This window comes from Streptomyces sp. NPDC051684, from assembly GCF_044453445.1.
In the GTDB taxonomy this organism is placed as follows: Bacteria; Actinomycetota; Actinomycetes; order Streptomycetales; family Streptomycetaceae; genus Streptomyces.
The window spans coordinates 11,663-34,295 of sequence record NZ_JBITCS010000020.1 but is presented as its reverse complement, the minus strand read 5'-3'; the positions used below and the strand labels follow the sequence as shown (position 1 = coordinate 34,295).

14 protein-coding genes are annotated in these 22,633 nt (G+C 72.5%); 10 read left to right on the top strand and 4 right to left on the bottom strand.

What is annotated here, in order from left to right; translation table 11 throughout:
• Positions 1 to 2 precede the first annotated feature (2 nt).
• From ACIA8D_RS23890 to ACIA8D_RS23870, 5 genes are all read left to right on the top strand, one after another.
• A complete protein-coding gene (locus ACIA8D_RS23890; protein ID WP_399235232.1) occupies positions 3 to 1,205 on the top strand; it encodes a cysteine desulfurase-like protein in 1,203 nt (400 codons plus the stop codon).
• 81 nt (positions 1,206 to 1,286) lie between these two features.
• Positions 1,287 to 1,979, top strand: a complete 693-nt coding sequence (locus ACIA8D_RS23885; protein ID WP_399235439.1) for a GntR family transcriptional regulator — start codon at positions 1,287 to 1,289, stop codon at positions 1,977 to 1,979.
• Positions 1,980 to 2,071: 92 nt separating this feature from the next.
• Positions 2,072 to 3,598, top strand: a complete 1,527-nt coding sequence (locus ACIA8D_RS23880; protein ID WP_399235230.1) for a hypothetical protein — start codon at positions 2,072 to 2,074, stop codon at positions 3,596 to 3,598.
• A gap of 61 nt (positions 3,599 to 3,659) precedes the next feature.
• Positions 3,660 to 4,553: a hypothetical protein gene (locus ACIA8D_RS23875; protein WP_399235228.1), complete on the top strand. Its 894-nt coding sequence runs from the start codon at positions 3,660 to 3,662 to the stop codon at positions 4,551 to 4,553.
• A gap of 36 nt (positions 4,554 to 4,589) precedes the next feature.
• Entirely contained in the window at positions 4,590 to 9,200 is a 4,611-nt protein-coding gene (locus ACIA8D_RS23870) for a hypothetical protein (protein WP_399235227.1), read from the top strand.
• A gap of 39 nt (positions 9,201 to 9,239) precedes the next feature.
• Here the strand turns inward: ACIA8D_RS23870 and ACIA8D_RS23865 are convergent, their stop codons facing one another.
• Positions 9,240 to 9,692 (bottom strand): hypothetical protein, encoded by a 453-nt coding sequence (locus ACIA8D_RS23865; RefSeq protein ID WP_399235438.1) that lies wholly within the window; start codon positions 9,690 to 9,692, stop codon positions 9,240 to 9,242.
• A 388-nt stretch (positions 9,693 to 10,080) separates the two neighbouring features.
• Between ACIA8D_RS23865 and ACIA8D_RS23860 the strand changes: the two genes are divergently transcribed.
• The 5 genes from ACIA8D_RS23860 to ACIA8D_RS23840 are packed head-to-tail and all read left to right on the top strand — an operon-like array spanning position 10,081 to position 18,175.
• Positions 10,081 to 12,951 carry a nitrate- and nitrite sensing domain-containing protein gene (locus tag ACIA8D_RS23860; RefSeq protein WP_399235225.1) on the top strand — a complete coding sequence of 957 codons (2,871 nt, stop codon included), beginning with the start codon at positions 10,081 to 10,083 and terminating at the stop codon, positions 12,949 to 12,951.
• On the top strand, positions 12,948 to 13,385 hold the full coding sequence (locus tag ACIA8D_RS23855) for a roadblock/LC7 domain-containing protein (RefSeq protein WP_399235223.1): 438 nt from the start codon (positions 12,948 to 12,950) through the stop codon (positions 13,383 to 13,385). The genes ACIA8D_RS23860 and ACIA8D_RS23855 overlap by 4 nt, the downstream gene beginning before the upstream one ends.
• Before the next feature lie 9 nt (positions 13,386 to 13,394).
• Positions 13,395 to 13,790, top strand: a complete 396-nt coding sequence (locus tag ACIA8D_RS23850) for a DUF742 domain-containing protein (RefSeq protein WP_399235222.1) — start codon at positions 13,395 to 13,397, stop codon at positions 13,788 to 13,790.
• A gap of 54 nt (positions 13,791 to 13,844) precedes the next feature.
• Positions 13,845 to 17,576: a hydantoinase B/oxoprolinase family protein gene (locus ACIA8D_RS23845; protein ID WP_399235220.1), complete on the top strand. Its 3,732-nt coding sequence runs from the start codon at positions 13,845 to 13,847 to the stop codon at positions 17,574 to 17,576.
• Positions 17,573 to 18,175 carry a GTP-binding protein gene (locus tag ACIA8D_RS23840; protein ID WP_399235218.1) on the top strand — a complete coding sequence of 201 codons (603 nt, stop codon included), beginning with the start codon at positions 17,573 to 17,575 and terminating at the stop codon, positions 18,173 to 18,175. Before ACIA8D_RS23845 ends, ACIA8D_RS23840 begins: the two co-directional genes overlap by 4 nt.
• A gap of 119 nt (positions 18,176 to 18,294) precedes the next feature.
• On the opposite strand, the gene glpK is transcribed toward ACIA8D_RS23840, so the two are convergent.
• The 3 genes from glpK to ACIA8D_RS23825 all read right to left on the bottom strand — a co-directional run bounded on the left by glpK (position 18,295) and on the right by ACIA8D_RS23825 (position 22,568).
• Entirely contained in the window at positions 18,295 to 19,818 is a 1,524-nt protein-coding gene (glpK, locus tag ACIA8D_RS23835) for a glycerol kinase GlpK (RefSeq protein ID WP_399235216.1), read from the bottom strand.
• Between the two features lie 43 nt (positions 19,819 to 19,861).
• Positions 19,862 to 20,605: an MIP/aquaporin family protein gene (locus tag ACIA8D_RS23830; protein WP_399235213.1), complete on the bottom strand. Its 744-nt coding sequence runs from the start codon at positions 20,603 to 20,605 to the stop codon at positions 19,862 to 19,864.
• 313 nt (positions 20,606 to 20,918) lie between these two features.
• Complete coding sequence (locus ACIA8D_RS23825; protein WP_399235211.1) at positions 20,919 to 22,568, bottom strand: EAL domain-containing protein; 1,650 nt, start codon at positions 22,566 to 22,568, stop codon at positions 20,919 to 20,921.
• Positions 22,569 to 22,633: the final 65 nt, after the last annotated feature.

Sequence of the window (22,633 nt, the reverse complement as noted above, 5' to 3'; positions counted from 1 at the left end):
TCATGGCCCTCGACATCGCGGCCGTCCGCGCCCAGATCCCCGCCCTGAAGTCGGGCACGGCCCGATTCGACGCCCCGGGCGGCACCCAGACCCCCGCGCCGGTCATCGACGCCGTGGCCGCCGCGCTCTCCGGCCCTCTGGCGAACCGGGGGCGCACCACGGAGGGTGAGCGCAACGCGGACGACATCGTCGCCGGGGCCCGCGCGGCGCTGGCCGACCTGCTCGGCACCACGCCCGGGACCGTCGTGTTCGGGCGCAGCGCCACACAGCTCGTCTACGACCTGTCCCGGACGCTCGCCAAGACCTGGCGGCCAGGCGACGAGGTGGTCGTCACCCGGCTCGACCACGACTCCAACATCCGCCCGTGGATCCAGGCGGCCGAGGCGGCGGGCGCCACCGTACGGTGGGCCGACTTCGACCCGGAGACCGGGGAGCTGCGGCCCGAGCACCTCGAGGCGGTGCTTTCGGAACGTACCCGCCTGGTGGCCGTGACAGCCGCCTCCAACCTGATAGGCACGCGTCCCGACCTGCCGGCTCTGGCCGCCCTCACCCACGCGGCGGGCGGCCTGTTCCACGTGGACGCGGTGCACTATGCCTCGCATGCCGCGGTCGAGCTGGCGGCGCTCGGCGCGGACACGCTGGTCTGCTCGCCGTACAAGTTCCTCGGCCCGCACCTGGGCGTCCTGACCGGCCGCGCCGAACTGCTCGACTCCTTGCGGCCCGACAAGCTGCTGCCGTCCAGCGACGCCGTTCCGGAGCGCTTCGAACTCGGCACGCTTCCCTATGAGTTGTTGGCCGGCGCGCGGGCCGCCGTGGACTTCCTCGCCGACCTGGGCGGAGCGCCGGGCGGCAGCCGCAGGGAACGCCTCGTCGCCTCCTTCGCGGCCCTGGAGGAGCACGAGGACGCGCTGCGTCGGCGCATGGAGCAGGGGCTCGCGGACCTCGCCGGCGTCACCCTGTACTCGCGTGCGCGGCGGCGCACCCCGACCCTCCTGTTCACCGTGGAGGGCCACAGCCCGGCCGAGATCTCCCGGCGGCTCGCCGACCACGGCATCGACGCCCCGGCCGGTTCCTTCTACGCGCTGGAGGCCTCCAGGCGGCTCGGCCTCGGGGACACGGGCGGCGTCCGGGTGGGCCTCGCCCCCTACAGCAGCGCGGAGGACGTGGAGCGGCTGCTCACGGCGTTGGAGGCGGTCGTGTCCTGAACCCTTCAGGGTCTCGTTGAACGATCCGTCGATCCCCACGTTGTCTCGTCCCCGGAACTGCGCTTGAATTCGGCCGTGGCCATGGACGAACTCAACGCTCTCGCGGACGACCGCGCGCTGCTGGGGCGCACCAGCACCGCGGAGCGCGTCGCGGACATCCTGCGCAACCGGATCGCGGAAGGCTACTTCCCGCCCGGCACGCGGCTGTCGGAGGACAGCATCGGCGGCGCCCTCGGGGTGTCGCGGAACACGCTCCGTGAGTCGTTCCGGCTGCTCACCCACGAGCGGCTGCTCGAACACCGGCTGAACCGCGGGGTCTTCGTGCGCGTCCTGAGCGTCGACGACGTCGAGGACATCTACCTGACCCGACGCATGGTCGAGTGCGCCGTCGTGCGATCCCTGGGGGACCCGCCGTACGCGCTCGACGGCGTCGCGGGAGCCGTCGCCGACGGGCACCGGGCGGCCGAGCGGCGCGAGTGGAAGAGCGTCTCGACCGCCAATATCCACTTCCACCGCGAACTCGTCGCCCTGGCGCGCAGCGAGCGCACCGACGAACTGATGCGCAGTGTCCTGGCCGAGCTGCGGCTCGCCTTCCACGTCGTGGACGACCCGCAGCGGCTCCACGAGCCGTACCTGGCGCGCAATCTGGAACTCGTGGAGATGCTGCGGGAGGGCCGCAGGGACACGGCCGAGACCCTCCTCGGCGAGTACCTCGACGACTCGCGCGAGGGGCTCGTCGAGGCCTACCGACAGCGGCTGCCGAAGGACGGATAGCGGCCCGTCCGGGCCCGTGACGAGCGGGCCCGAAAGCCGTCGCATCTGCGCCGTTTCGACCGTTGTCAGACCCAGCGCATACCCTGTGCTCCGTGACTTCGCCTGCCAGCACGGAATCCGTTCCGCCCCAGCTCAGCGCGGGGCCGCGCCCCGCACTGGGCCCGGCCGCCGACGAAGGGCTCGCGCGGAGGCTTCGCGCGCTCGCGTGCACCGCGCCGCTGCACGACCTGGACGTGCGCAAGGCCAACCTCGCGGGCGAGTACTCGACGTACGGGATGGCGGAGGTGGCGCTGTCCGCCATCGACCTCGTCACGCTGAACATGGACTTCGACACGGGCGCCGACCACGAGCAGATAGTGGCCAGGCTCGTCCCCCGCATCGCGGCGCAGGCCCCGCAGCGGCCCGCCGCCGAGCACGAGCGGGTGGCCCGCTGGGTCCTGGAGAACCTGATCAACGTCGGCAGCGTGGACCGCGGCTTCCGCGCCGTGTACGGCACGTTCGCGCCGGACGGCTCCTACGTACGGCGTGACTACGACTTCAAGCTGATCGAGGAAGTCCCCGGCTACGGCGGCAGCGTCTACCTCCGCACGACGGACGAGGCGGTGAACGTGCTGGTCGGTGCGCTCGACACCGACGTCACCAGCGCGCAGATCGCCGCCGAGGTCAAGCTGGAGGTGCTGATCAGCCGCGGCCGGCTCGCCGACGCGCAGCTCGCCGCCGAGCAGGCCAGGTACCGGACCGTGCAGTACTCGGAGACGCTCCGCAAGGCGCTGGACGCGACGCGGCGCAATGTGCGCGCCGTCGACTGGCTGCGGGCCGTGCCCGACATGATCGCCGAGGCGCTCGACCACGTGGCGGACCGCTACCGGCACGAGAACGCGATCCTGACCAACATCCGCAAGGCGCGCGACGAGTCGGAGGACCCGGAGCAAAAACGCCGCGCCGCCGAGCTCGTCGACATCGTCAAGGACTGCATCCGCCGCCACACCCAGTTGCAGTCGCGCCTCCTGGAGGCGGGCCCGCTGTTCCGCGCCGAGCAGGACCGGCAGGCCTTCACGGCGCCCTCCGCGCGCGCGGGTCTCGACCTGTACGGGCAGCTCCTCGCGCCGCTGCTGCCGCTTTCGGTGGAGCGCGCGAGCAGGGCGACCGACGCGTTCTTCGCGCGGGGCACCGGGCTCCGTACGCCCGTGTCCGTTCGCGTCGGCGACCTGGTCGACATACTGCTCACGCCTCCCCAGGAGCGCGAGCACCTCGGTGCGGAGATGCCCGAGCCGGACCTCATCGCCACGCCGGACGACAGCCGGTTCAGCGAGGAACAGCTCGCGGGCGCCATGGAGCTGCTCGACCTGCCCTCCGACGCGCCGCGCCGGCTGTCCGGGCTGCTTGCCGACGCCCGCAAGCGCGATGCCGAACTGCCGTATCTGGTGGCCCTGTTGGCGGTGCACGCCGCGAGCCCGCCGGTCGGCACCGCCTACCGGCAGGGCGAGGAGAAGCTGCTGTTCGCCGTGGACGACGGAACGCAGCTCGACGACCCGGAGTTCGGCGGCGCCGACCTCATCGTCGGCACGGCCCTGCTCGACGCGGTCGGGATGGCAGCGGACCGGACGGAGGCCGCGTGATGCCGGCCCACGTCCCCGTAGAACACGTACAACACGCAGAACCCCTGAAGGAGCACCACCCGTGACCGAGTACGCCGAAGAGCACGCCGAATGGGGCGAGCCCGACGCTTCGGGCTCGGCCAGGGCCCAGGCGCCCGTCACCCCGGCCGACGCCGCGGACGCGGCCCGGCTCGTCTCCTTCGGCCTCCAGCCGAAGCTGCAGCCCTCCCGCGACCAGGAGTACGGCGAGCTGCTGCGCCGCTATCGCGAGGACCCGCCCTTCGCGCGGCTCGCCGACGCCGTCGCCACCGGGCTCGGTCTCGTCGTCCTGGAGGTGTCCCCGCGCGCGGGGATGGCCGTGACCGCCGCCGAGGACTCAGTGTTCGCGGTCCGCATGGGCGACTACGCGCGCAAGGCGGCCGCCGACTCCACCGACCGCTTCCTGCACGGCCTCGCCCATCTCGCGGTCGCCGCGCTCGCCTTCCCGCGCCCCGAGGACCTCGCCGACGACGGCTACATCGGCCGCGTGAGTGTCAACGGCGTGGACGCCTTCGTCCGGCAGGCCTGCCGCAAGCTGGAGGAGCGCGCCGAGGAGACCGGCGAGAACACCGACCCGGCCACCGAGGCCCCCGGGCTCGAGGCCGCCTGGCGGATCTGGGCGCGGCGCAGCTCCACCGGGGCCACCAAGGACACGCGCCGCCTCGCCAGTTCGACGACCGGCATCGTCGGCAAGGCCGTCGCGTTCCTCACCGACTCCGGCTTCCTGCAGAGAACCGGCGACGACTCGGGCGGCACGTACCGCACCACCGCGCGCTACCAGCTCCAGGTCCGCGACATGGCCGGCACGGCCGCGATGGCGGAACTCCTCGAACTGGGCGTCGTTCCCGTCACCGACGGGTCCGCGAGCCTGGTGCCGCCCATGGACGAGGACGCGACGGAGCTCGCCGCCGACGCGGGCCTGCCGTTCCACTCCTGACCTTCTGAACTTCCGTACCTACCACGAGAGTCCGCCATGTACGAGCTGTCCCGGGTTCGCCTCTACTCCATCGGGCCCGCCGGTGCACGCTACGCCGACACCGTGCTTGACCTGCGCGGAGTCGGCGAGTCCGTGCCCGACCCCGCGCCCACCCAGGCGGAGTTCTTCGAGGACGAGCCCGTCGGCCCGCCGCGCCGCCCCGCGCCGGCCGGTGTGCTCTTCCTGGAGAACGGCGGCGGCAAGTCGGTCCTGCTCAAGCTGATCTTCTCGGTCATGCTGCCCGGCCACCGGAACACGCTGGGCGGCGCCAGCTCCGGTGTGCTGCGCAAGTTCCTCCTCGCCGACGACTGCGGACACGTCGCCCTGGAGTGGCAGCACACGCTCACCGGCGAGTGCATCGTCGTCGGCAAGGTGAGCGAGTGGCGGGGGCGGCAGGTCTCCAACGACCCGCGGAAGTTCGCCGAAGCCTGGTACTCCTTCCGGCCGGGCCCGGGGCTGAGCCTCGACTCGCTGCCGGTCGCCGAGTCCAGCGCCGTACGTCCCGCCGCCGAGGGCGCCTCGGGCGCGCAGGGACGGCGCCGCACCATGAAGGGCTTCCGTGACGCGCTGACGGAGGCGGTCAAGGTCTACCCGCACCTCGAGGTGCACTGGGAGGAGATCCACGACCGGTGGAACGAGCACCTCGGTGACCTGGGCCTCGACCCCGAACTCTTCCGCTACCAGCGGGAGATGAACGCGGACGAGGGCGAGGCCGCGGGCCTGTTCGCCGTCAAGAAGGACTCCGACTTCACCGATCTGCTGCTGCGCGCCGTGACCGACACGCGGGACACGGACGGGCTCGCCGACCTGGTGAGCGGTTTCGGGAACAAGCTGGGACGCCGCGCCGAACTGATCGCCGAGCGCGACTTCACCGCGGGCTCCGTCGACCTGCTCACCCGCATCGTGGAGGCCGCCGACACGCGGGCACGCGCGCGGGACATCCACACCGCCGCCGAACGCCGCACGCGCACGCTCGCCCGCCGTCTGTCGGCCCGCGCCGCCGTCGAGCGCGGCCGCGCCGGTGAGCTGGCCCAGCAGGTCACCGGCGCCGCGCACACCGTCACCGAGGCGGAGTCGGCGCGCGAGCGCAGCTCCCTGATCGCCGCCGAACTCGCGTACCGGCACGCCTCCTTGGCGCTCGCCGGAGCCGAGAAGTCCGCCGCCGCGCAGAAGCGCGAGCTGGCCGACGCGCGCAACCTGCACTCCGCCTGGCAGGCCGCCGAGGCCGTCCTGCGCCACCGCGCCGCCGCGGACCGCTCCGCGCGCGTGGCCGTCGCCATCCGCGAGGCCGAGCGCGACGCCGCCCCCGCGCTCGCGGCCCGCGCCAAGGCCGCGTCCGAGCTCGTGCGGGCGTTGCACAGCGCCGCCGAGCAGGCCGAGACGCACGCGAACGAGGGGGAGGAGCGCTCCGCCGTCCTCCAGGAGGCCGGCGAGACCGCGCACCGCGACGCCACGGCCGCCGCCACCGAGGCGCAGCGCGCCCGCAGTGAACTCGGGCACCTGCGCCAGCGGTTGACCGAGGTCGAGCAGGAGACCGCCGAGGCCGTCCGCGCCGGGTGGATCGACGACAGCGCACCCGACGCCGACCCGGCCCGCGCCGCGCTCGCCGCGGCCGACGCGGAGAAGACCACCGTCGCCGCCTGGGACACCGCGCGCGAGGCCGCCCGCCGGGCCTCCGAGCACGCGCGCGAGGCCGCCGCCGTCGAGTCGCGCGCCGAGCTGACCGCGGCCCGCGCCGCCGACGCCGCGAGCGCCGCCGAACAGGCCCACCAGGCGGAGGAGCGGGCGGCCGCCTCCCTCGCGGGGGAGGAGCGGCTCGCCGAACTGCTCGGGGCGGGCGGGCCGTTCGCCGCCTCCGAGGCCGGGGAGCCCGACGGAGACGCGCAGGAGGGCTCCGGTGGCTCGCTCACCGCCGAGGATCTCGACCGCGCCGCCGACGACCTGAAGACGCTGCTCGACGACACCGTGTCGGCCGCCGAGCGGCAGCTGTTCGAGCTCCGTACGGCCGCCGCCGACGACTCGCGGATCCTGGGCGCCCTCGGTGACGGCGGCCTGCTCCCACCTGGGCCCGACGTGCTGGCCACCGTCGAGTTCCTCGGCGAGCACGGCATCCCGGCCCTGCCCGGCTGGCGCTACCTCGCCCAGTCCGTCGACCCGGCCGACCACGCGCGCGTGCTCGCCGCCCGGCCCGAGCTGGTCGACGGCGTCGTGATCACCGACTCGGCGGCCCACGAGCGGGCCCGCGAGGCGCTCGCCGGGGCGGCCCTGCTGCCCCGCTCCGCCGTCGCCGTCGGCACCGCCGCCGCGCTGCTCGCCCCGACCCCGGCCGAGAACGCGTCGGACGAGAACGTCTTCCTCGTACCGCCGAACCCGGCCATGCACGACGAGCACGCCGCGGACGAGGAGCGGCAGGCGCTGCGTGAGCGCGCGGCCCGGCGCGACGAGGAGATCCGGGCGCTCGCCGGGCGCCTGGCCAAGGACCGCGAACTGGCGGCGCGCCTCACCTCCTGGCGCTCCGGCTGCCCCACGGGCCGCCTCGCCGAACTCGCCGCCGCGGCCCATGAGGCCCGGGCGTTCGCCGAGGAGTCCGAGGCCGAGCTCGCCGAGGCCCGTACCGTGCGCGCCGAGGCCGACGAGTCCGCCGCGGAGGCGACCCGGGTGCGCGACGAGCGGCAGGAGGCGGCGCAGAAGGCCCGCCGCGCCGCCGACGCGCTCGCCGGGCTCGCGTTCCGCCTGCGCGAGCGCGCCGGCTGGCAGGCGAAGGTCCGCGAACTCGCCGACGAGGCCGTCGAGTCGGAGGCCCGCGCCCAGTCCTGCCTGGAGCAGGCGCGTTCGGCCGACGAGGACCGCCGCGCCGCCCAGCGCTCCGCCGACGACGCCCGCCGCACCGCCCGCACCCTGCGCGCCGAGCGAGCCGAGATCGCCGGCGCCCCCGACGAGGTGCCGGAGGGAGCGGCCCCGCAGGCGTCGCTGCCCGCGCTGCGCGAGGCCTACCGGGCCGCGTCCCAGGTCTACGAGAAGGTGGGCGTCGGCGCCGACCTGCGGGCCGAACAGGCGCGCGCCGAGTCCGACGAGTCCGCCGCGCTCGCCGAGCTGGATCGGCTCAGCAACAAGGTGCGCACCCGCGCCGCCGCCCTCCTGGAGACCTCCGAAGGCGCCGACGGCCCCTCCCGGCAGGCCGCCGCCGCCCGCGCCGAGGAACTCGTCCAGCTCCTGGAGACCCGCGCCTCCACCGCCAGCGAGCAGCTCGGCCGACTGCGCGGCGAGGCCGAGCGGCACGCGCCCGAGGACGGCGAAGCGCACACGGAACTGCCCGAGGACCTCGTCCCGTCCGACACCGAGCACGCGCAGACGCTGCTGCGCACGGCCACCACCGAACTCGCCACCCGCACCGACGCGTTGAGCACCGCCCGCGCGGCCCACGCCGAACTCCTTGATGCGCACCGCGCCGCCGAGGACGGGGCCGGCGGCTTCGACGAGACGGCCGCGCTCCTGCGCGACCTGCTGCGCGATCACGCCGACTCGTCCGACGAGCAGGACGAGCAGGAGCCCTACCCCGGCGCTCTGGAGGAGGCCCGCCAGGCCGCGGCCGAGACCCGGCGCTCGCTGCGGGGCTGCGCCGCCGACCTGTCCGGCGCCGAGGCGGCGGTCCGCGAGGCGAGCGACATCCTCGTACGGCACGCGAACTCGACGCGCTACGAGCAGGTGCGCACGCCCGCCCGTCAGCAGATCCGTGAGCTGCCCGCCTCCGCCCTGCCCGAGCACGCGCAGAAGTGGGCCGACGCGTTCGCGCCCCGACTGCGCGTTCTGACCGACGAATTGGCCCAGCTGGAGCGCAACCGCGACTCGATCGTGGACCGGCTGCGCGGCCTCGTGGAGTCCTCGCTCGCCACCCTCCGCTCCGCGCAGCGCCTGTCCCGGCTGCCCGAGGGGCTCGGCGAGTGGTCGGGTCAGGAGTTCCTGCGGATCCGCTTCGAGGAGCCCGACCAGGCCACGCTGACCGAGCGGCTCGGCGAGGTCATCGACGAAGCGACCAGCGCGGCCGTGAAGAAGAACTCCGACCTGCGCCGCGACGGGATGTCCCTGCTGCTGCGCGGCGTCAGCGCGGCACTCCAGCCCAAGGGCGTCGCCGTCGAGATCCTCAAGCCGGACGCGGTGCTGCGCGCCGAGCGCGTCCCCGTCGGACAGATGGGCGACGTGTTCTCCGGCGGTCAGCTGCTCACCGCCGCCATCGCCCTGTACTGCACGATGGCCGCGCTGCGCTCCAACGACCGGGGCCGCGACAAGCACCGCCACGCGGGCACGCTGTTCCTCGACAACCCGATCGGCCGCGCCAACGCCACGTACCTGCTGGAGCTGCAGCGCGCGGTGTCCGACGCGCTCGGCGTGCAACTCCTCTACACCACCGGCCTGTTCGACACGACGGCGCTCGCCGAGTTCCCCCTCGTGATCCGGATGCGCAACGACGCGGACCTCCGGGCCGGCCTGAAGTACATCAGCGTGGAGGAACATCTGCGCCCGGGCCTGCCCCAGCAGGACCCCGAGGGCGAGACGGTGCACGGCGAGATCACGGCCACACGGATGTACAAGCGGCCTGTCGAGAGCTGACGCCCGGCCGCGCGGCGGGGCGGCTCAGGGCGGGGTGGCTCAGGTGTGGGTCAGCTGCCGGGACCGGCCGCGCCTGCGTATGTTGACCGAGTCGGGCCGGGCGACGCCGCGCCGCGACCGCGCGGCGCGGCGGGCCCGGCGGCGCTCCTTGCGCAACTGCCGGGCCGTGCTGGCCGGGACCGAGACCACGCCGTGCCGCTGGTTCCACACCTGGCGTGTGATCCAGACGTCCAGGACGCCCCACGTCGCCACCACCGTGCTCCCCACGCTGCTGAGCACCATCGGGAAGGCCAGCCAGGAGTCGGTCAGCGTGCAGAACACGGCGATCATGGCCTGGATCAGCGTGAGCGCGACTATGAGGACGGCCCGCACCGCGGACGTCCGTACGGGATCGGGCATGCGGCGCCGTCGCGCCGGCTCCTCGACCCACAGCCCATTTCGATCCGCCGTGCCCATCGCCACGTCACTCCCCACCGCTCGTGGGTCCTCAATGACCCTCAGCCGACGCCCCCGCACCGGCACTGCACAGTGACTGCCCGAATTGCCGTACTTTACGCCGTCGAGTGGTCTGTCCCTGATGAAGACGAACGACGGGGCGGGAGGATTCCCGATTCGGCGAACGTGCCTGTTCCGGGGGAGCGGTGCGCAGGATTCCGGCCAACTCTTCTGCCGCCGGGGACGGTTGTGATTGTCGCCACGACCTGTCCTGGGCGGAGGGAATCTCCTGCAATGCCGGACAACTCGTGATGTCGGCACCGCAGTTCACCTGGACGTCATCCGGACAGGTCTTCGAGTTGCTCCCGTCTCAGTAGTAGGCTCTCGCCGTTTGTTGACGCACATGTGTGCCCCTGAAGGCAGAGGGGTCGATCTGGGGGAGGCCATGCGCTTTCGCGGGAAGTCCATCCGCCGGAAGATCGTGGCGTTGTTGCTGGTGCCGTTGCTGTCCCTGACAGCCATCTGGGCCTTCGCCACGGTGATCACGGGGCGCGCCGCCGTCCAGCTGATCTCCGCGGGCCAGGCGATCGACTCGGTCGCCTACCCGCTGGTCGCCACGGGCCGCACCCTGCAGGAGGAACGCCGCCAGACGCTCGTGTACCTCGCCGATCCCCGTGCCTCCGACGCCCAGTCGGCGCTGCGGGCCAAGCGGACCGCGGCCGACGAGTCGATCACCCGGATCAAGGAGAAGGTGCGCGACGGCGACGCCCGCGAGGGCCTGGACGGCGACGCCCGGGTCTCCCTCGACGCCGCCGTCGAGGGACTCGAAGGCATCGCGTCGCTTCGCCGGAACGTCGACGAAGGCACCGTGACCCGCGCCCAGGCCCTCGAGTTCTACAACCGCCTCATCGCGCCGACGTACGACTTCCTGCTCGACCTCACGGCCCTCGACGACGCGAAGGTGGAACGCCAGGCGCGCGCCCTCGTCGGCGTGCTCAAGGCACGCGAACTCCTGTCCCAGGAGGACGCCCTGGTCGGCTCGGGACTCGTCGCCGGCCGGTTCAACCAGCAGGAACTGCGGCAGGTCTCCGACCTCGTCGCCCAGCGTTCCCTCCTCTACGAGAGCAATCTCGCGCTCCTACCCGACTCCGAACGCGCCCGCTACCAGCGGTACTGGAAGAGCCCGGACACCAACCCGCTGCGCACCACGGAGGAAGCGGTCGTCAACGGTTCGCCCGGCACACCCCGGGGCGTCACCGCGCGGAGCTGGGACAAGGCGTCCCAGTCGGTGCTCTCCGACCTCGTCGACCGGGACACCGCCGCGACCGAGCGCTACCAGGACCGCGCCCGCCCCGAGGCCATCGACGTCCTGGTCAGGGCCGGGGTCGCCGGAGTGCTCGGCCTGCTCGCCCTGCTCTTCTCGCTGTATCTGTCCGTACGCATCGGCCGCGGACTCGTCCGCGACCTGCGCCGGCTCCGCCTGGAGGCGCACGAGGCCTCCGGCGTGCGACTCCCCGGGGTGATGCGCCGCCTCGCCGCGGGCGACGAGGTCGACGTGGAGACCGAGGCGCCGCGCCTCGAATACGACAAGGACGAGATCGGCCAGGTCGGCCAGGCGCTCAACACCCTGCAGCGGTCCGCCGTCGAAGCCGCCGTCAAGCAGTCCGAGCTGCGCCGCGGCGTATCCGAGGTCTTCGTCAACCTCGCCCGGCGCAGCCAGGTCCTGCTGCACAAGCAGCTGACCCTGCTCGACACCATGGAGCGCAGGACCGAGGACACCGACGAGCTCGCCGACCTGTTCCGCCTCGACCACCTCACCACCCGGATGCGCCGCCACGCGGAGGGTCTTGTGATCCTTTCCGGCGCCGCTCCGTCCCGGCAGTGGCGCCGCCCCGTCCAGCTCATGGACATCGTGCGCGCGGCCGTCGCCGAGGTGGAGGACTACGAGCGCATCGAGGTGCGGCGGCTGCCGCGGATCGCCGTGACCGGGCCCGCCGTCGCCGACCTCACCCACCTCGTGGCCGAACTCCTGGAGAACGCCACGGTGTTCTCGCCCCCGCACACCGCCGTGCAGGTGGTCGGCGAGCGCGTCGCCAACGGCTTCACCCTGGAGATCCATGACCGCGGGCTCGGCATGGCCCCCGACGCACTGCTCGACGCCAACCTGCGGCTCGCCGAGACACCGGAGTTCGAGCTCTCCGACACCGACCGACTCGGCCTGTTCGTGGTCAGCCGCCTCGCCCAGCGGCAGAACATCCGCGTCTCCCTCCAGCCCTCGCCCTACGGCGGCACCACCGCGGTCGTCTTCATCCCGGACGCCCTGCTCACGGACGCCCCGGACACCGAGGGCGCCGGCTTCCGTCTCGACCGGCCCAACGCGCCCCGCCGCACGGCCCCGTCGGTGACGCGCGCGAAGCCTGGCGCCGTGCCCGGTCTGCCCGGTCTGCCCGGTCTGCCGGCCTCCGTGGTCGACGGGCCGGTCGAGCTCGAGGCCCCGCTGACGACCTCCGACATGACCCGGTTCCCCGGGGCCCTGGGCGACGACGACAGCGAGCGCGGCAGCCTGTTCCGCCCCCGCCGCACCGTGGTCGGCCCTCCTGGAGAACAGCACCAGCAGGCTGAGGACGACGGCGCGGGGACCGATGGCACGGACGCCTCCCGTCGCACGGACATCTCCCGCCGCACCGGCGGCCCGAGCCGCTCCGGGGACCGCGACGGGCAGGACCCGGCGGCCGGTGCGGACGGGCCACTGCCGCTCCCGCGCCGCCGCGTGCCCAAGCTTGTCAGCTCGCACGGCAGACCCGTGACCCACAGCCGGCCCGGCGAGGCCGACCGCACCGGGCCCGAACCTGGTGAACGGCACGACCGCGGCAACGGCAACGGCAACGGCAACGGCGCCAGCGGCAGCGACGCCAGCGGCGACGGACCGCGTGACGCCCCGACAGATCTCCCCAGGCGCCGTGCCCGTGCGGTGGAGGAGGTTCCGGCACCGCGCGAGGCCCCCGAGCCCGTGGCCGACGCCCCGCAGCCCGGCGGCACGCCCGGCACCACTGCCGGCGGTCTGCCCCGCCGCGTCCGACAGGCCAATCTGGCGCCGCAGTTGAAGGACGGACCGGACCTGCGCGGCGACAGCGCGGCACCGGCCGAAGACAGGACTCCCTCCGCACGACTGCCCGACCGGGACGCCGACGAGGTGCGCAGCCGTATGGCCTCGCTCCAGCGCGGTTGGCGGCGTGGACGAGCGGAGAACGCCGCGGGCGATGAGCGCGCCGACGGTACAGCACGAGGAACGAATTCTGAGGGGGACGGTCGATGACCGCGCCGAAGGCCAATGCGCAGACCACCAACGGAGGCGTCGGTGAGCTGAACTGGCTCCTTGACGACCTGGTCGAGCGTGTCGCCGGCATCCGCAAGGCGATGGTGCTTTCCGGCGACGGGCTGCCGACGGGCGTTTCCGAAGGGCTCAGCCGCGAGGACAGCGAACACCTCGCCGCCGTGGCCTCCGGATTCCACAGCCTCGCCAAGGGCGTGGGCCGGCACTTCGAGGCGGGCGGCGTCCGGCAGACGGTCGTCGAACTCGACGAGGCCTTCCTGTTCGTCACCGCGGCGGGGGACGGCAGCTGCCTCGCGGTCCTGTCCGACGCCGACTCCGACGTCGGCCTCGTCGCCTACGAGATGACCCTGCTGGTCAAGAGGGTCGGAGCGCATCTGGGGACGGCCCGGCGCACGGATCTGCCCGCCGGAGGGTAGTGGGTTGACATGAGACCAGACGGTCACGAGACGCATCACTGGTTCGACGACGACGCGGGTCCCGTCGTACGCCCGTACGCCATGACGCGCGGCCGCACCACCAGCGCGGCCCAGCACCGGCTCGATCTGATCGCGGTCGTCGTCGCCGAACAGCACGAAGGCGACCCCGGGAAGGACCAGACGCTGTCGCCGGAACACGTCGACATCGTCGAACTCTGCCAGGACGCCCCGCAGTCCGTGGCCGAACTGGCCGCGGAGCTCGATCTTCCGATCGGAGTCGTGCGGGTCCTCATCGGGGATCTCGTCGACGACGAACTCGTCCATGTGACGCGGCCGGTCCCACCGGCTCAGCTGCCCGACACGAGTATTCTCCGCGACGTGATCGACGGCCTCAGAGCGCTCTGATCCGACAGCGGAGCCTGCGAGGCACAGGAACGGGGCGGACGGCGGGAGACACACGTGGCAGGCTGGCAGTTCTGGATCGACCGTGGCGGCACCTTCACGGATGTCGTGGCCCGGCGGCCCGACGGCCGCCTGGTCACGCACAAACTGCTCTCCGACCATCCGTCGCGCTACGCCGACCCGGCCGTGTTCGCGATCCGCGAGCTCCTCGGCGAGGGCGGGGGCGGGGGCGCGGGTGAGGGTGAGGACGAAGGGGCGGGCGAGGCCGCGGACCAGGCGCCCGGTGGCGACCCCGCCGACCTCGTTGACTCCGTGCGCATGGGCACCACCGTCGCCACCAACGCGCTCCTGGAGCGCCGCGGAGAGCCCACCGCCCTCATCGTCACGCGCGGCTTCCGGGACGCGCTGCGGATCGCCTACCAGAACCGGCCCCACATCTTCGCCCGCCGCATCGAACTGCCCGAACTGCTCCACGAGCGTGTCATCGAAGTGGACGAACGTGTCGACGCCCAGGGCGAGGTGATCACGCCGCTCGACCTCGACCCCCTCGAAGCCTCGCTGCGCGGACTCTACGAAGACGGCATCCGGGCGGTGGCCGTCGTCTGCCTGCACAGTCATCTGCACGCGGATCACGAGCGCGCGATCGGCGCCCTCGCCGAGCGCATCGGCTTCCCCCAGATCTCGCTGTCCAGCGAGGTCAGCCCGCTCATGAAGGTCGTGCCACGGGGCGACACGGCCGTCGTCGACGCCTACCTCTCGCCCGTCCTGCGCCGCTACGTGCGCCAGGTCGCCGAGCAACTCCCCGATGTGCGGCTGATGTTCATGCAGTCCAACGGCGGGCTCGCGGAGGCCGGTCAGTTTCGCGGCAAGGACGCCATCCTGTCCGGACCCGCGGGCGGCATCGTGGGTATGGCCCGGATGTCGGGGCGCGCGGGCTTCGACCGCGTCATCGGCTTCGACATGGGCGGGACCTCCACCGACGTCTCGCACTTCGCGGGCGAGTACGAGCGGGTCCTGACCACGCAGATCGCCGGAGTACGGCTGCGCGCGCCCATGCTGGACATCCATACCGTCGCGGCAGGCGGCGGCTCCGTGCTGCACTTCGACGGCAGCCGCTACCGGGTCGGCCCCGACTCGGCGGGCGCGGTGCCGGGGCCGGCCTGCTACCGGGGCGGCGGACCGCTCACGGTCACCGACGCCAACGTCGCCCTCGGACGCGTCCAAGCTGCCCACTTTCCCCAGGTGTTCGGCCCCGAAGGGGACCAGCCGCTCGACGACGGTCTCGTACGCGAGCGCTTGGCCGACCTCGCGGCCGAGATCCGCGAGCGGACCGGTGACGCGCGCACCCCTGAGCAGGTGGCCGAGGGCTACCTCCAGGTCGCCGTGGCGAACATCGCCAACGCGGTGAAGCGCATCTCCGTGCAGAAGGGCCACGACGTCACCCGCTACGCCCTCACCACCTTCGGTGGTGCCGGTGGCCAGCACGCGTGCAAGGTCGCCGACGAACTTGGCATCCGGACGGTCCTCGTACCGCCCATGGCAGGCGTCCTCTCGGCGCTCGGCATCGGGCTCGCCGACACCACGGCCATGCGGGAACAGTCCGTCGAGGCCGCCGTCGACGCCGCCTCGATGCCGCACATCCTCAAGACGGCCGACGACCTGGAGAGCGCCGCACGCGAGGAACTGCGCGCCGAGGACGTCCCGGAGCAGCGCATCCGGATCGTGCGCAGGGCCCAGCTCCGCTATGACGGCACGGACACCGCGCTCACCGTGCAACTTGCCGAACCCGACGCCATGACCCGCGCCTTCGAAGAACGTCATCGCGCTCACTACTCCTTCTCCCTGGACCGACCGCTCGTCGTCGAATCACTCTCCGTGGAAGCCACTGGTCTGACCGATCCCCCCGATCTCTCCCACCTCGCACCCCGCACCAGCACCCCGGACGCCCCCGCGACCGTCCGCCTGCACACCGGCGGAGCCTGGCGGGACGTACCCCTCCACCACCGGGACCGACTCACGCCCGGCGAGTCCGTCCAGGGACCGGCGATCCTCGCCGAGGACGGCTCGACGACCGTCGTCGACGAGGGCTGGCAGGTGGCCCTCGCGGACGACGGCCACCTGGTCATGGAAGGGTCGGCGATTACGGAGAGTTCCGAGCCCGGCACGGAAAATTACGCGGAGTACGGAACGGAAGCCGGCACGGAGGTCGATCCGGTCAGGCTCGAGGTCTTCAACAACCTCTTCATGTCGATCGCCGAGCAGATGGGCGCCCGCCTCGAGTCGACCTCGCAGTCCGTCAACATCAAGGAACGCCTGGACTTCTCTTGCGCGCTCTTCGACCCCGACGGCAGTCTGGTCGCCAACGCCCCGCACATTCCTGTGCACTTGGGCTCGATGGGCACCAGCGTCAAGGAGGTCATCCGCCGCTGCTCGACCATGCGCCCCGGCGATACCTACGCCGTCAACGACCCGTACCACGGCGGTACGCACCTGCCCGACGTCACCGTGATCACCCCGGTCTTCGACACGGACGGCGACCGGATCCTGTTCTACGTCGCGTCGCGCGGCCACCACGCCGAGATCGGCGGCATCGCCCCCGGCTCCATGCCCGCGAACAGCCGCACCATCGACGAAGAGGGCGTGCTCTTCGACAACTGGCTGCTCGTCGAGGCCGGCCGGTTCCGCGAGGAGGAGACGCTGCGCCTGCTGACGGAGGCGCCCCACCCCTCCCGCAACCCGCGGACGAACCTCGCCGACCTGCGCGCGCAGATCGCGGCCAACCAGAAGGGCGTCGACGAAGTCGCCCGCATGATCGACAACTTCGGCCTGGACGTCGTGCTCGCCTACATGAAGCACGTACAGGACAACGCCGAGGAATCCGTGCGGCGTGTCATCGACACCCTGGAGGAGGGCGAGTACGACTACAAGACCGACTCCGGCGCGGTCATCCGTGTGCGCGTGAGCGTGGACCGCGCACAGCGCCGCGCCACCGTCGACTTCACCGGAACCTCCGACCAGCTCGCCACGAACTTCAACGCCCCGTTCGCCGTCGTCAACGCCGCCGTCCTGTACGTCTTCCGGACGCTCGTGGGCGACGACATCCCGCTCAACGACGGCTGCCTGCGCCCCCTCGACATCGTCGTACCGCCCGGCTCCTTCCTCTTGCCCGAGCCGCCCGCCGCGGTCGTCGCGGGCAACGTGGAGACGTCGCAAGCCATCACCGGAGCGCTCTACGGGGCCCTGGGCGTGCAGGCCGAGGGCTCCGGCACGATGAACAACATCACCTTCGGGAACGCGCGCCACCAGTACTACGAGACCGTGGCCTCCGGTTCCGGCGCGGGTGACGGCTTCCCCGGCGCTCCCGTCGTGCAGACCCACATGACCAACTCGCGGCTCACCGACCCCGAGGTCCTCGAATGGCGACTGCCCGTCCTCCTGGAGGAGTTCTCGGTGCGGCGCGGCAGCGGGGGAGCGGGCCGCTGGCCGGGCGGCGACGGTGCGGTGCGGCGCATCCGCTTCCGTGAACCGATGACCGTCTCCACGCTGACCCAGCACCGCAGGGTGCCGCCCTACGGGATGGCGGGCGGCGCCCCCGGAGCCCTCGGCGCCAACTCCGTGGAGCGCGTGGACGGCACCGTCACCCGCCTCGACGGCAGCGACACGGCCGAGGTGGCCCCCGGCGACGTACTCGTCGTCGAAACGCCCGGAGGCGGCGGCTACGGGCCGCCGGAGGCGAGCAGCAGTACCCGAGACAGCGACACCAGCGAGGCAGGAGAGACACAGTCATGATCTTCGGGCGTTCTGAGCGCCGCAAGGCCCCGGTCGAGCCCGTGACGCTCAAGATCCTGGTGGCGGGCGGCTTCGGCGTGGGCAAGACGACGCTGGTCGGCGCGGTCAGCGAGATACGGCCGCTGCGCACGGAGGAAGTCCTGACGGAGGCCGGCCGTCCCGTGGACGACACCGCGGGCGTCGAGCGCAAGAGCACCACCACGGTGGCGATGGACTTCGGCCGGATCACGCTCCGCGACGACCTGGTGCTCTACGTCTTCGGCACACCGGGCCAGGACCGCTTCTGGTTCCTGTGGGACGAGTTGGCGACCGGCGCGCTGGGCGCGGTCGTCCTCGCGGACACCCGCCGCCTGGAGGACTGCTTCGCCGCGGTCGACTACTTCGAGCGGCGGTCCATACCGTTCATCGTCGGCGTCAACTGCTTCGACGGCGCCGCACGCCACCCGGCCGACGCTGTCCGCCAGGCGCTCGACCTCGACCCCGACGTCCCGGTGATCCTGTGCGACGCGCGCGACAAGGAGTCGGTCAAGGAGGTCCTGATCGGCGTCGTCGGCCATGCCGCGGAAGCCGCCGATCGCAGACAGCCCGCCGCGACCTGAGCCCCCCCGGCACGCGCGGCGGCGGCTCACACCCCCGCCGACCGGGGTGTGAACCGCCGCCTACGCGCGTGCATGGCTGTACGTCACCACGCGCGCGTACATACGCGCGTGGACGTGCCCTACGCGCCTTCCCCGTCCTCGTGCCAGCCGAAGCTCTTCTCCACGGCCTTGCGCCAGTTGTCGTACTCGCGGTCCCGGACGCCCGCGTCCATCGAGGGAGACCACTCGGCGTCGCGTTGCCAGTGCGCCTTGAGCTCGTCCAGGTCGTTCCACACGCCTGTCGCGAGCCCAGCAGCGTACGCGGCGCCCAGGCACGTCGTCTCGGAGACCCTGGGGCGGATCACGGGCACGCCCAGGACGTCCGCCTGATGCTGCATCAGCAGATTGTTCTTGGTCATTCCGCCGTCGACCTTCAGGGTCGTGATCTGCACCCCGGAGTCCTGGTACATCGCGTCGACGACCTCACGGGTCTGCCAGCTCGTCGCCTCCAGGACGGCGCGCGCGAGGTGGGCCTTCGTGACGTACCTGGTGAGGCCGGTGACGACGCCGCGCGCGTCGGAGCGCCAGTAGGGCGCGAACAGACCGGAGAACGCGGGCACGATGTACGCGCCGCCGTTGTCGTCCACGCTGGCCGCGAGCGTCTCGATTTCGTCGGCGGTCTTGATGATGCCGAGCTGGTCGCGGAACCACTGCACCAGGGCACCCGTGATCGCGATCGACCCTTCGAGGCAGTACACGGGCGCCTCGGAGCCGATCTTGTACCCCATGGTGGTGAGCAGGCCGTTCTTCGAGGGCACCGGCCTGTTACCGGTGTTGAGCAGCAGGAAGCTGCCCGTCCCGTACGTGTTCTTCGCGGTGCCGGTGTCGTAGCAGGCCTGCCCGAACACCGCCGCCTGCTGGTCGCCCAGCGCGGAGGCGACCGGGACGCCGGCCAGCTGGCCGACGGCCGTGCCGTACACCTCGGCGGACGAACGGATCTCCGGAAGCAGCGACTCCGGCACGTTCATCGCCGACAGGATCGACTGGTCCCACTGGAGGGTCTCCAGGCTCATCAGCATGGTGCGCCCGGCGTTCGTGACGTCGGTGACGTGCACGCCGCCGTCGGTGCCGCCGGTGAGGTTCCAGATCAGCCATGAGTCGATCGTGCCGAAGGCCAGCTCGCCGCGCTCGGCCCTGGCCCGCAGGCCCGGCACGTTGTCGAGCAGCCAGGCCGCCTTGGGCCCGGAGAAGTAGCTCGCCAGGGGCAGTCCCGTCGTCTCGCGGAAGCGGTCCTGCCCGTCGGAGCCGCCCAGCTCATTGCAGAGCGCGGAGGTCCGCGTGTCCTGCCACACGATCGCGTTGTGCACGGGCTTGCCGGTGGCCCGGTCCCAAAGGACCGTCGTCTCCCGCTGGTTGGTGATGCCGAGGGCGCTGAGCTGGTCCGCGCGCAGCCCCGCCTTGGCGATCGCGCCCGCGACCACGGCCTGGACCTTGGACCAGATCTCGGTGGCGTCGTGCTCCACCCAGCCCGGCTTCGGGAAGATCTGGCGATGTTCGCGCTGGTCGACGGCGACGATCTTACCGTCCTGGTTGAAGATGATGCAGCGGCTCGAGGTGGTGCCCTGGTCGATGGCGGCGACGTACTTCACGGAAGTGTCGGGCATGGCTACCCCTTCGTAAGAAGACGTTCGAGTGTGTGTCCGAGCTTCAGAACGCTGCGTTGTAGATGACCCCGGCCAGCGCGCCGCCGATGAGCGGCCCGACGACGGGGACGAGAGCGTAACCCCAGTCGGACGTCCCCTTGTTGGGGATGGGAAGGAACTGGTGCACGATGCGCGGGCCCAGGTCGCGCGCGGGGTTGATCGCGTAGCCCGTCGGCCCGCCGAGCGACAGACCGATGCCGACGACCAGGAGCGCCACGATCAGTACCTGCGTGCCGGACTCGCCGAGTCCCTTGGTGAGTCCGAACGCGAGGATGGGCAGGACGAGACCGATCGTCGCGATGATCTCGGTGATCAGGTTCGCGGCCAGGTTCCGGATCTCGGGGATCGTCGAGAAGATGCCGAGCGTCGGCGTCGGGCCGTCCTCCGCGGACTCCTCGCCCGAACCGACGTTCGCGTTGAACTGCGCGAGGTACACCAGGTAGGCGAGGACCGCGCCGAGCATCGCGCCGACCATCTGGCCGAGCAGATAGACCCAGACCTTGTCCCACTTGCCGGTGTCGACCGCGATGCCGATGGTGACCGCGGGGTTGAGGTGACCGCCCGACAGGGGCGCGGCCGTGTAGGCGCCGGCCAGCACGCCGAAGCCCCAGCCGAACGCGATGACGACCCACCCGGAGGCCTTCGCCTTGGAGTGTTTCAGGGTGACGGCGGCGCAGACGCCCGCGCCGAACAGGATCAGAATGCCGGTGCCGATGACCTCACCGACGAAGATGTCTCCGTTGCTCATGGCGGCTCCTAGGCCCTCGCCCGGGGCAGTGCTCCCCGGTCCTCCGTGCAGGGTGCGTTTCCATGGCTGGTTCTGAACCACGGCTGCCGTGGGCAGGGATGCCCCGCGCCCCGCCCGGCGTCCGTGACGAGCGTGCCCGCACAGTCGGAACCACACGTGGGGGAGCGGCCCTGACCTGCCACATCCCGGCAGAAAAGCGCACCTGGGGCAGGCGGGGCCCCGAGCAGCGGTGGGCCGATTTGCGGCGATGCCGACTGACACCCGGAAGTGTTCACCGGCCGTACTGGAGCGTCAAGGTCGTGGACGGCAACGGTTAACCGGCGGTCGGCGCTCCCCTCGGATCGCACGCTGCGGCCGTGGAGCGTGCGCCGCGGCGCACGTCGAAGCCTTCGCGCCCCGCCTGACCGCATACCCAACTCGCCCCGGTGAGCGCCTTCGCGGCCTTCTTGAGCGGGGCGAGGAGCGCGGCCGCCTGCCGATGGTCGGCCACGCCGCCGGGCGGGCAGACCACCGTGGCCAGCGACAGCGTCACCGCCCTGCCACCCGCCGACCAGGGGGCGTCGAGAACCGCGGCCGCCAGCGGACCGAGTCGCTCCGGATCGGCCAGGACCAGGAAGTCGTCACCCCCGATGTGCCCCACCCGCACGGACTCCGACTGAGTACGCGTGAGGGCCTGCCCCACTGCACGGATCAGCTCGTCGCCCGCCGCGAACCCGGCGCCGTCGTTGACCTGCTTGAACCCGTCGATGTCCAGCCAGCTCAGGGCGAAGCCGCGGCCCTGCGCCACCCAGTGGTCCAGCTCGCCCGTCACGGCGTCCGAACCCGGCAACCGCGTCAGCGGATTGAGCCCGGCGGCCTCCTCGACCCGGCTCTCGGCGAGCGCCCGTACGAGGTCGGTGAGGCGTACGACGCCGACACAGCGCCCGTCGTCGTCCACCACGGCGACGTCGTCGGCGGTGCGGGCGTGCTCGCCGTCCGCGACCACGTCGAGCACCTCCCAGGCGGTCGCCGTGCTGCCCACCGTCCGCGGTCGGTCGCCGAGCCGCGCGGCGGGCCGGTCGGCGTACAGGGCGTGCCCGTAGCGCGTGGACAGCGACAGCAGGAAGCGGTCCCGCTGCACCGATCGCACCGGCACCCCGGCGGCGTCGACCAGCAGCACCCCGGTCACCTCGACCGCCCCGGTGAGCCGGCGCCGCACCTGTTCCGCGGACGCCGAATCGGGCAGCAGCGCCGCGGGCCGCACGAAGTCCCGCACCCGCGGCGCGGCCGGCCGCGCCGAGCCGACGGCCGGGGACAGTTGGGGCACGAACACCTCGGAGATCGGCAATCGGGCCGCAGGGGCGAACAGATTGCCCTGCGCGAGCTGCGCCCCGGCGTCGCGGGCCGCCATGCACTGGGTCTCGGTCTCCACCCCCTCGACCGCGAGCAGCGCGCCGATCTCCTCGCACAGCGTCCGCATGGCCCGCACCGTCGCCCCACGCGACAGCAGCGAGGCGTCGAGTTTGATCAGGTCGGGCGCGAGATCGTCTAGCAGCCGCAGGGGTACGTCGCCGTCGCCCACGCCGTCGGCGCAGACCCGGAAACCCTCTTTGCGCAGCATCGCGACGCCCTCCAGGAGGGCGCGGTGCGGCACGTGCGTGAATGGCGGCCCCACATCGACGGTCACCTCCCACGGCAGCCGGCCCGAGTCCTGCACCGCGCGCCGCAGCGCATCAAGACCGCCCAGGTCGGCGAGCGTGCCGGCGAACACGTTCACGTGCAACGGCAGCAGCGTCTCCCTGCGTGCGGCGTCGCGGATCGCCAACGCGGCGAGGTCGCCGTCCAGTTCGGGCTCGCGATGCGCCCGCGCGAGCACGTCACCCGACTCGGGGCGGGCGAGTATCTCCAGAGCCGCGGCCGACCCCGTGGCCAGATTGACCACGGGCTGGAAGGCGAAGCGGAGGCTGTCCGGCCAGGTGTGCACGGCAGCATGATGGCGTCACACGGGCGCCGGCAGGGCCGGTTCACGCGCTGTTCACGCACCATTCC